The following is a 6,411-nucleotide window of genomic DNA, read 5'->3' on the forward strand; positions in this document are numbered from 1 at the left end:
ACAGATGAATGCGTCGGGTAACGAATAGGCTCACGCAACGTCAGGTCAGAACGATCGCGTCAGCGAGCTCTTGTGGATGATCGACCAGAAGGCGAGCATCATCTTGCTCGGCCCAGGTGCGCCAATGTGGCCGATATGTGTCTCCATCGCGGGCAATCGCGCGGTCGTAGCGGACGGGTTCGCCACCCTCAGCTTCAATCCAGATAATGTAGTCCGCGAGCGCACAACTACGCTCAGTCAGCACCCCGCACCCTTCGACGATCGTGGGAACACCGGGAAGAACCTGCTTTGGGTCACGTTCAGTGGATGCTTCCCAATCCCAGGGGCGATAGATGGCGATGCGACCCGCACGAAGGTCAGCCATCACCGTTTCAGTGATGGATTGCGCACCGGCGAGGCCCTGCCAACCGCGATACCACTCGTCGGGGCCAATGATTCGCCACTTGTATCCGCCAGCCATGTCATTCAGGGCATCACGAAGAGCGAGCGCAAACGTGGATTTGCCTGCGCCCGACAGCCCGTCAACCAGAATGATCGGGGTTTCGCTGGCTGGGGCGTGCGCGTGGGTCAGCGTCGCTTCGACAAGGTCGGCGGGTAACGGTTGACCCAGAGCGGATGAAAACCGACGTTGTTCAGCCTGTTTGTTCGTCATCATCAGCGTCCAATTAAGGCAAAATAACCGAAATAGACGGCAGCACTCAACGCGATGATCGGCACCAGAATCGAGACGATCAGCATGATGATGTCTCGAACGCCCATGGAGGACTGGCGCGCCCACGTGCGAGGTCCGGTTGCGCCGAAGCCTCGTGCTTCCATCGTCAGAGACAGTTTCGCGCTACGGCGCAAAGCGAACACGAGCAGTGAGAACGAACCGCGTGCCAGTGACACGACCTTGTGAGCGTCCCCGATTCCTCGGATCCGACGCGCCTGCTCCAAGCCCTTCCAGTCAGCGGTCATCAGCCCGGTCATGCGGGCCGCCGCTAAGGTTGCCAGCACGGGACGGGCGGGAACGTGCAGGATCTGCGCCAGACCGTCCGCCATGTCGGTCGGATCAATCCGTGACAGCAACACGATTGCCGGCATGCCGATTGCCAGGACGCGCAGAAAGATTCCGGCTGCCATCCACACGGAGCGCTCCGAGATGATTGCGGGACCGAATGACCAGAAGATTTCGCCCGCGGGGTTCGCGTACAGCAACATCGACAGAGCAGCCAAAGGCGCTGCGAGGAACAGTGGGATCATGCGGAACGCAATCGTCCGAGCGCGAATATGTGTCACCGGCAGAAGCAAAAGTTCCAGTACCAGCGCGATGCCGGCGGATACGACGTCGATCGACAGGATTAACGGCGTCGTCATCAGAATCAGGGACAGTACCTGCGTCACCGGGTTCACCAATTCGATAAAACGCTTGGGGCGCGTCGTCTCCGTGGCGGAGTGCTCGGCCTTCTCTTCCAAGGTGGCGTCCGATGAAGCATGGTCGGCCTCGTCCGTTGGGATCGAGGGCGCAAGTGACGAATTCGCACCCGCTGGCGCAACGCCGACGCTACCGAGGTCAATGACGTTCTGCCCCATCGCTTCGACGAAGGCGGGGTCGTGCGTAATCGAGACGAGCGTCGTTCCGAGAGCCTGCGCACGGCGAAGCAATCTGACCAACTCAAGCCACGTTGTGCGATCCTGACCGAACGTCGGTTCATCGAGAATCAGCAGTTCGGGTGCGCTGATCAGCGCGCTCGCAACAGAAAGTCGGCGCTTTTCGCCACCCGACAGCGTCATCGGGTTCGCGTCAGCAAGTGCGGCTAGGCCCAGTGCGGCCAGGTGCTCATCAACGAGGACGGCCAATTCGTCTCCATCGATTCCCTCTTGACGAGGGCCGATCTCAAGCTCACCGCGCACAGTTGTAGAGACGAACTGATACTCGGGTTCCTGGAAGACCATAGAGATTCGGCCTAGGAGGTCTTTCGAACGCCACTCGTGCGGGTCAGCGGATTCGCTGGGAAGACCGTCCTTCGGGGCGGCTCTGATTGTGCCTTCAATCTGCGGTAACAGGCCGGCGAGCGTCAGAGCGAGAGTCGTCTTACCCGCACCGTTCGCGCCAACGAGGCACGTCGATTGGCCTCGCGGAATATCGAGGCTGATACCGGTGCGGACAGGATGCTCCGGTGAGTAGCCGATCGTCAGGTCACGAACTGACAGGATGGGAGTGGAGTCTGTCTGCCCTCCGTTATCGAGAGCCTGATTCTGTCCTTCGCTAGCTCCGAGCGCGGCAACAACATCGTCGACGGGAAGCCAGATGCCACGCTGTTTCAGCGTCTCACCCTGCTCGGCAAGCACCTGCTCAATCGGACCATCAGCTGCAACGGCGCCATCGAGGATCACGATCACACGATCAACGAGCGACGCCCACACATCCACGCGATGCTCAATAACGACCATCGTTGCGCCACTCACAGCAAGGACACGCTCAACCGCGTCGCGAACCCCCGCAACGCCTTCCGGATCAAGGTTTGCGGTCGGCTCATCAAGAAGCAGAAGACCGGGCTGCATCGCCAAAATCGACGCGAGTGCGAGGCGCTGTTTCTGACCGCCCGACAGCATCGACGTATTGCGATCACGGCTGACATTCAGGCCAACCGCTTCCAAAGCGGCATCAACGCGCGGCCAAATCTCTTCGCGCACAACCCCGAGGTTCTCCATGCCGAACGCCACGTCATCACCGACACGCGCAAGCACAACCTGAGCCTCAGGATCTTGCATCATCAAGCCGATGCGACCGCGAAGATTCTCCGGCTTCTCGCCCTCGACCAATAGGGAGCCTCGCGCTTCACCCTCATCTTCCCCACCGAGCAGGCCAGCCAAACCCGCCATCAACGTCGACTTACCTGAGCCACTCGGACCTAAAACCAGAACGCGCTCACCCGGGTTAATCTGCAGATTCACCCCATCGAGCGTCCACTTCAGACGACCGCCATGACGCCAACCCCAGTCTTCGATCACGACCGACGCGGGGGTACGAGGCGCCTTGGCATCCTCCCCACGTAACGAGTCAGAGTGAAAAGCAGGAACACCGGGATCAGGCAGATTAGTGCTCATAGTGCAACGCCCCAGAAAGAGTAGAGACCGATAAAGCCTGGATCCGCTGGCGGTGGCTTGTGTCTTCGCCAGCGGGTCCAGGCCTCGTCAATTCATCAGACGCGAGTCCGAACCTCGCGACCGGCCGCGAAACGATCCAGCGCGCCAGTCTGCGCAAGACCGCGAACCAGCAACCATGCCAGCAGGCCCGCAATCGCACCCGAAATGATCAGCGTGATGAAGTAAGTGATGTTGAAGCCGAAGGACTTCGCCATGTTGCCGAACGCCAGGAACTCAAGGATCCACGCGCCCACACCGGCACCGGCACCCGAAAGGGTGGCAATCGTCAGGCTGAAGCGACGGTAAACGAAGAGAGCGAAGATGATCTCGGCGCCCAGACCCTGAGCAAGACCCGAGTACAGCGTCGAAATACCCCACTGTGAACCCAGCGCAGCGGAAACCGAAGCAGCAATGACCTCAACCAGGGTTGCAGCACCCGGCTTGCGGACGATCAATCCACCAATCGGGCCACCGATCAGCCAAATACCGGTAATCAGACCACCGAAACCGGGGGTCACAGCATCCAGAACGTCGTAGCCCAAACCACCAACCTGGTTCCAGATCAGGAACAGCAAACCACATGCAACACCAAGAATCGCGGTGGTCACCATGTCAACGACGCGCCAATTCAGGCGGGGTGCGGATGCAACGTTGTCACTCATGCTGAAGAACTCCTCTCGTGTACAGCATGGTGCTCACGAGTAGGAAGCCTCCCTACGCCGGCATTATCCGGTTCAGGTTCGACGGTCGAAGGCACTTTGCCTTCCTCTCAACCCAGCACGCGTGCGGGTTCCCGTGGCACTGAAGTAAAGCCTAATCAGCGGATACACAGATTGCGAATTCGGGCGGTCGATATTTCAGAAAATGAAAGGACGTGCGATACGGAGATGCCGGATGTGCCGACAACAGGGGCGAGAAGTCGCGCCTGTGCGTCAAACATCGGCGACCGCGTGATCGAGGGTGCCTTCCTCTGCGCGCTTCAACATGCGATGGCGATTGATCAGCGCAACACCGACGATAAAGGCGATCCACACGAGGGACGTGAACAAGCCCTGACGCGTGTCCTCAAACAGGATGAGGACGGCGACCATCGCCAGCATGAAGATGAAGACGATCCACGCGGATGCTGCGCCCCACGGAGCCTTGAAGACTGAGGCTTCGTGGCGCTCAGGGTAGCGACGCAGGTAAATCAGGTATGAGACGATGATGACGACCCACACGCCCATGAACAGGGTTGCCGACATGGATGTGACCAGCGTGAACGCCGCGGAGATCGACCCGCCGGACGCCATGACGATAATGCCGGACAGCAGGCAGACACACGACAGGAACAGAGCGTTCTTCGGGACGTGACGGCGAGACAGGCGGGCAAAGATCTTGGGGGCGTCTCCGCGCGACGCCAGGCCGAACAGCATACGCGACGTTGAGTAGATGCCGGAGTTCGCCGACGATGCAGCAGAGGTCAGAACGACAATGTTCACGATCGTCGCGGCCGCCGCTAGGCCGGTCATGGAGAACATGGTGACGAACGGCGAGCGCTCGGGGTCAACCTGGTCCCACGGGGTCACCATCATGATCGCGGCGAGAGCCGCGACGTAGAACAGCATGATGCGCACGGGGATGGAGTTAATCGCCTTGGGCAGAGTCTTTTCCGGGTCGGCGGTTTCCGCGGTCGTCGTTCCGACCAGTTCGATGCCGACGAATGCGAAGAGAGCAATCTGGAAGCCACCCAAGAATCCGATGAAGCCCTTCGGGAAAACACCGCCGTGCGACCAGAGGTTTGATACCGCAGCGGTCGTGCCAGCTTCGGAGGTGGTGTGCATGGCGACCATGATGAAACCAACGACGACCAGCGCAAGAATCGCAATGATCTTGACCAGCGCGAACCAGAATTCTGTTTCACCAAACGCCTTCACGGTCATCGCGTTCAGGGAGAACAGCAGGACTGTCGTAATGACAATCGGGATCCACGCGGGCGTTTGTGGCCACCAGAATCTGACGTATCCGGTGATGGCGATCACGTCGGCGACGCCGGTGACGACCCAGCACATCCAGTACGTCCAGCCGGTGACGAACCCGGCCCAGGGACCGATGAGGTCGCGGGCGATGTCAGCGAACGTGTGATAGCGCGAGTCCGACAGAAGTAACTCACCCATCGCGCGCATGAACATGAACAGGATCGCGCCGATAATGATGTAGACCAGCAGGATCGAAGGGCCTGCTGTGGCGATCGTCTTGCCGGAGCCCATGAACAGGCCGGTGCCAATTGCGCCACCGATTGCGATGAGCTGGACGTGTCGGTTTTGCAGATTGCGTTGCAGGTGGCCACTTTCGCCGGTGTCGGCTCCTGCGCTAGGCGCAGGTGTTCCGGTTGCGCTCATGCCGTGACTACTCATCAGACTCCTTCCGCGTCGGCGATATCGCCGAGCGTGTGTGTCGGCGGTGATGACGCCGACACTACGGGTAAGCCGAGCACTGCTGCTGTGCAAGGTCCGTAATTCGCTAACAGTGCCCCAATAATTGTTTACGATACTTCACCTTCGCGTTACCTTTTCATGCGCGACACATGGCAAACGAGTCACGTCGCATTCACTCAACCGTGCCCCACCTGCGTATATGTGTCGATTTACACGATCTTGCACCTTCGCGTTTTCTCTTCCTCAATCACGAGGCCGCCCACACCACAAAGCACCAGGGCTTGCAGCGTGGGCGGTCTGAAGAAAGGTTCAGGCTTCGAGGTGAGCTTTGATCGCATCAAGCGCTTCAGCCCACATCCCCGCTTCGTCATCCCACATTTGGCGGGCCTCGTCTTCATCGTCGCTGACTGACGAGAGGCCGGACTCTTCGATGTGAACGTTCACCGAGTCGCCCTCTTCAGAGAGGGAGATTTCGACGCGAGTCGCGTATTCGTCGGGGAGCTCATCGGACGCGATCGGATACCAGCGGAAGGCGACGACATCCATCGGATCCTCGTCTGCTTTTTCAACCAGCCACTCGCCCGCTTCAGGGTCAGTCACGTGGTAGATGCCCTCATCATCAAGGGCGACCTCGTGGTCGTCGACCGGACCGTCATTAACCCACCAGCCGGGTTCGCTGACAACTGCCCACACGTTTTCAACAGAGGTGGCAATTCCACAGTCAACTTCGACGCGGTCGAAGTCCTCTTCCGGGGTGTTCTCATCATCATCGAAGAAATTCATACCTCAACGGTAACCGGAATCTTCCCACGTCACTAGATGAACGCGAATATGACTTTGGGGTGCGTGGATCGCGACGCACCCC

5 protein-coding genes and 1 riboswitch are annotated in these 6,411 nt (G+C 59.5%); all 5 genes read right to left on the reverse strand.

What is annotated here, in order from left to right; genetic code table 11:
- Positions 1 to 40 precede the first annotated feature (40 nt).
- Positions 41 to 655: a nucleoside/nucleotide kinase family protein gene (locus QP503_RS04165; protein WP_285101281.1), complete on the reverse strand. Its 615-nt coding sequence runs from the start codon at positions 653 to 655 to the stop codon at positions 41 to 43.
- The gene (locus QP503_RS04170; protein ID WP_285101283.1) at positions 655 to 3,090 is read right to left on the reverse strand and encodes an ATP-binding cassette domain-containing protein; all 2,436 of its coding nucleotides are present in this window, start codon (positions 3,088 to 3,090) and stop codon (positions 655 to 657) included. Before QP503_RS04170 ends, QP503_RS04165 begins: the two co-directional genes overlap by 1 nt.
- 95 nt (positions 3,091 to 3,185) lie before the next feature.
- Complete coding sequence (locus QP503_RS04175; protein ID WP_219585536.1) at positions 3,186 to 3,791, reverse strand: ECF transporter S component; 606 nt, start codon at positions 3,789 to 3,791, stop codon at positions 3,186 to 3,188.
- A 32-nt stretch (positions 3,792 to 3,823) separates the two neighbouring features.
- Positions 3,824 to 3,936, reverse strand: a riboswitch (TPP riboswitch).
- A gap of 125 nt (positions 3,937 to 4,061) precedes the next feature.
- On the reverse strand, positions 4,062 to 5,510 hold the full coding sequence (locus tag QP503_RS04180; protein ID WP_285101286.1) for an amino acid permease: 1,449 nt from the start codon (positions 5,508 to 5,510) through the stop codon (positions 4,062 to 4,064).
- A gap of 345 nt (positions 5,511 to 5,855) precedes the next feature.
- Positions 5,856 to 6,329 carry an SRPBCC family protein gene (locus tag QP503_RS04185; RefSeq protein ID WP_006680547.1) on the reverse strand — a complete coding sequence of 158 codons (474 nt, stop codon included), beginning with the start codon at positions 6,327 to 6,329 and terminating at the stop codon, positions 5,856 to 5,858.
- Positions 6,330 to 6,411: the final 82 nt, after the last annotated feature.

The sequence above is a fragment of the Pauljensenia sp. UMB0895 genome (assembly GCF_030218905.1).
Lineage (GTDB): Bacteria > Actinomycetota > Actinomycetes > Actinomycetales > Actinomycetaceae > Pauljensenia > Pauljensenia turicensis_A.